Source organism: Bradyrhizobium sp. UFLA01-814 (assembly GCF_046718885.1).
Taxonomy (GTDB): domain Bacteria; phylum Pseudomonadota; class Alphaproteobacteria; order Rhizobiales; family Xanthobacteraceae; genus Bradyrhizobium; species Bradyrhizobium elkanii.
This window is the reverse complement of sequence record NZ_JAQOSR010000318.1, coordinates 1-4,302: the sequence shown is the minus strand read 5'-3', so window position 1 is coordinate 4,302 and position 4,302 is coordinate 1. Positions and strand designations below refer to the sequence as shown.

Here is a 4,302-nt window from a genome sequence, read left to right as displayed (position 1 = left end):
CCATGGTCGTCGGCAGCGTCAGATGTGTATAAGAGACAGCACCCGCCCTCGCCTGTTCAGTCGCACCAACACCCGCCTCGCATCTCCGATTACCCGCGAAGCCGACCGCAAATCAGCCAGCCGCGAACCGCCATCAGCTATATACCCCCTCAGGGTATCATTCAATCCGGTTTGAATCCACGAACCGGCGTCATGTTTCCATCACATCTTTGCCGCTTGGCGAGCGGCACAGGAAGCAACTTCGCGTGCCGACACTCTCGCTTTGATCTCGATGCCCTTCACGACGGCGAAGATCGCGGGAATCACGATCAGTGTCAGCAGCGTCGACGAGATCATGCCGCCGATCATGGGCACCGCGATGCGCTGCATGATCTCCGAGCCAGTGCCGGTGCTCCACATGATCGGCAACAGCCCGGCCATGATGGCGACCACCGTCATCATCTTCGGCCGGACGCGCTCGACCGCGCCCGCGATGATCGCGCGATGGAGATCGTCACGGTCGATCGTGCGTCCCTCGGCAGCGCGACGCGCCATGACCTCGCCCAGCGCCTGGTTGAGATATATCAGCATCACGACGCCGGTCTCGGCGGCGACGCCGGCGAGCGCGATGAAGCCGACCGCGACCGCGACCGACAGGTTGAAGCCGAGTGCCCACATCAGCCAGAAGCCGCCGACCAGCGCGAACGGCAGCGACAACATCACGATCATCGTCTCCGCCACCGAGCGGAAATTGAGGTAGAGCAGCAGGAAGATGATCGACAGCGTCACCGGCACCACGATCCTGAGCCGCGCGGCGGCGCGTTCGAGATATTCGTACTGCCCGCTCCAGACCACATAGGTTCCGGGCGGAAACTGCACGCCGGCCTGCACCGCGCGTTGCGCGTCCGCAACATAGCCGCCGAGATCGCGATCGCGGATGTCGACATAGATATAGGTCGCAAGTTGCCCGTTCTCGGTCCGGATCGTGGTCGGCCCGCGCGCCGGCGCGATGTAGGCGACCTCGCCGAGTGGCACCGCGCCGCCCGCCGGCATCGGCACCAGGATGTCGCTGGCGATCGCGCCCGGATTGTCGCGCAAATCGCGCGGATAGCGCATGTTGACGGTGAAGCGCTGGCGTCCCTCGACCGTCGTCGTCACGCTCTGCCCGCCGAGCGCGGTCGCGATCGTGTCCTGCACGTCCTGCACCGCGATGCCGTAGCGCGACAAGGCTTCGCGGTTCGGCGTGATCTCGAGGTAGTAGCCGCCGAGGCTGCGTTCGGCATAGGCCGACGAGGTGCCGGGCACGCCCCGCACGACCTGCTCGACCTGGCGCGCGAGCTTGTCGATCACGGCAAGATCGGGACCGATCACCTTGACGCCGACCGGCGTCCTGATCCCGGTCGACAGCATGTCGATGCGCGCCTTGATCGGCATGGTCCACGCGTTGGAGACGCCGGGGAATTGCAGCGCCTTGTCCATCTCAGCGATCAGGCGGTCAAGCGTGAGGCCGGCGCGCCATTGCTGTTTCGGCTTCAGATTGATGACGGTCTCGAACATCTCCGACGGCGCCGGATCGGTTGCGGTCGCGGCGCGGCCGGCCTTGCCGTAGACCGAGGCGACTTCAGGAAAGCCGCGGATGATCCGGTCCTGCATCTGCAACAGCTCGGCTGCCTTGGTCACCGAAATTCCCGGCAGCGTGGTCGGCATGTAGAGCAGCGTGCCCTCATTGAGGTCGGGCATGAACTCGGTGCCGAGCTGCCGGGCCGGCCAGATCGAGACAGCGACGGCACCGAGCGCCAGCAGGATCACCAGCGTCTTGGCCCGCAACACGCCGTTGATGACCGGGCGGTAGATCCAGATCAGAAAGCGATTGATCGGATTTCTGTGCTCGGGGACGATCCTGCCGCGGACGAAGATCACCATCAGCGCCGGCACCAGCGTCACCGACAACAGCGCCGCCGCCGCCATCGCAAACGTCTTGGTGAACGCGAGCGGCGAGAACAGCCGCCCCTCCTGCGACTCCAGCGTGAAGATCGGCATGAAGGACACGGTGATGATGAGCAGGCTGAAGAACAGCGCCGGCCCCACCTCTGCCGCGGCCTCGATCAGGATCGCGACCCGCGACCGCCCGGGCTCGGCGCGCTCCAGGTGCTTGTGCGCATTCTCGATCATCACGATCGCCGCATCGATCATGGCGCCGATCGCGATCGCGATGCCGCCGAGGCTCATGATGTTGGAGCCGATGCCGAGCAGCTTCATCGCGCCGAACGCCATCAAGACGCCGACCGGCAGCATCAGGATCGCGACCAGCGCGCTGCGGACATGCAGCAGGAACACGATGCAGACCAGCGCGACCACCGCGCTCTCCTCCAGCAACGTCCGCTTCAGCGTGTCGATCGCCGCATAGATCAGATTGGACCGGTCATAGACCGGGACGATCTCGACCGATTTCGGCAGGCTGGTCGCGATCTCCCTGAAACGCTTCTTGACGTTCTCGATCACGTCGAGCGCGTTGACGCCGAAGCGTTGCAGCACGATGCCGCTCGCCACCTCGCCCTCGCCGTTCAGTTCAGCGATGCCGCGCCGCTCGTCAGGGCCGAGCTCGACGCGGGCGACGTCGCGCAGCAGCACCGGCGTGCCGCCATCGGTCTTCAGCACGATGTTGCCGAGATCGTTGATGTCCTTCAGATAGCCCTTGCCGCGGATGACATATTCGAACTCGGACAGCTCGACGGTGCGGCCGCCGACATCGGCGTTGCTGGCGCGAATCGCGTCGCGCATCCGCTGCATGGTGATGCCGCGATCGCGCATCCGCTGCGGATCGAGAATGACATTGTACTGCTTGACGAAGCCGCCGACGCTGGCGACCTCGGCCACGCCTTCCGCCCTGGCCAGCGCGAACTTCAGGTTCCAGTCCTGGATGGTGCGAGTGTCCGCGAGGTTCAGCTCTTTCGACATCACGGCATACTGGTAGACCCAGCCGACCCCGGTCGCGTCGGGTCCGATGGTCGGCGAGACGCCAGCCGGCAGCCGCGACGCCGCGCCGTTGAGGAATTCGAGCACCCGCGAGCGCGCCCAGTAGATGTCCGTGCCGTCCTCGAAGATGACATAAACAAAGGACACGCCGAAGAACGAGAAGCCGCGCACGACCTTCGACTTCGGCACCGTCAGCATCGCCGTGGTCAGGGGATAGGTGACCTGGTCCTCGATCACCTGCGGCGCCTGGCCGGCATATTCGGTGTAGACGATGACCTGGGTGTCGGAGAGATCGGGGATCGCATCGAGCGGCAGATGCAGCAACGCGTAAAGGCCCGCGGCTGCCGCAAAACCGGTGCCGAACAGCACCAGCAGCAGGTTGCGCGCCGACCAGGCGATGACACGGGCAATCATCGGCGGTCCCCCGTCTTGTCGCCCTCGCCCGCCTGCCCAGCACCGGCTTCGGCAAAGCCCTTGATCGCCGCTTTCAGATTGCTCTCGGCATCGATCAGAAACGTCGCGGAGGTCACCACCGCATCGCCCTCGGCGAGACCGTCGCGGATTTCGACATAGCCCTCGCCGCGCCGCCCGAGCTTGACCTCGCGCGGCTCGAACCGCCCGTTGCCGCGGTCGATCAGCACGCTCTGGCGGCTGCCGGTGTCGAGGATGGAATGATCAGCGACCGCAAGTACCGGCGCCGCGCCGCCTGTGTCGATCTCGGCGTCGACATACATGTCCGGCAGCAGTGCGAGGTCGGCGTTCTGCAATTCGATCCGCACCCGCGCGGTGCGCGTCTCCTTGTTGACCTGCGGATAGATCACGCTGATCTGGCCCGCGAAACTGCGGCCGGGATAGCTGCGTGCCCGCACCGTGACCTTTTGCCCGACCACGATATTGCCGAGATCGCGCTCGGCAACGTCGACCAATGCCCACACGACAGAGACGTCGGCAATCCGAAACAGCACGTCGCCGGGTTGGGCGCGCATGCCCTCGATGGCGGCGCGCTGCAGCACGATGCCGTCGCGCGGCGACAGCCACTGGATCGCGATCGGAACCGTTCGGCTCTTCTCCATCTCGGCGATGACCGGCTCGGGAACGTCGAGATTGGTCAGCCGCTGCTTGGAGCCACGCCCGTAGGGCTCGATACCCGCAGTCGCCTTCGACGTGATGGTCGCGACATATTCTGCCGCGGCAGACGATATTGCCGGGCTGTAGATCTCCATCAACGGCTGGCCCTTCGTTACGCGGCTGCCGGTCGTGACGTCGGCGACTTTCTGCACATAGCTCTCGGCCCGCATCGCGATGACGGAGACGCGACGCTCGTCGAGCTGGATCGTGCCGGGAGCA

Annotated in this window: 2 protein-coding genes; both read right to left on the bottom strand. The window is 65.3% G+C overall.

Features of this window, described 5'->3' with window-relative positions; genetic code table 11:
• Positions 1–201 precede the first annotated feature (201 nt).
• Entirely contained in the window at positions 202–3,369 is a 3,168-nt protein-coding gene (locus tag PMN64_RS42245) for an efflux RND transporter permease subunit (RefSeq protein WP_411785036.1), read from the bottom strand.
• Positions 3,366–4,302 (bottom strand): efflux RND transporter periplasmic adaptor subunit (locus PMN64_RS42240; RefSeq protein WP_411785035.1); only part of this gene is annotated, 937 nt, incomplete at its 5' end. The genes PMN64_RS42245 and PMN64_RS42240, both read right to left, overlap by 4 nt.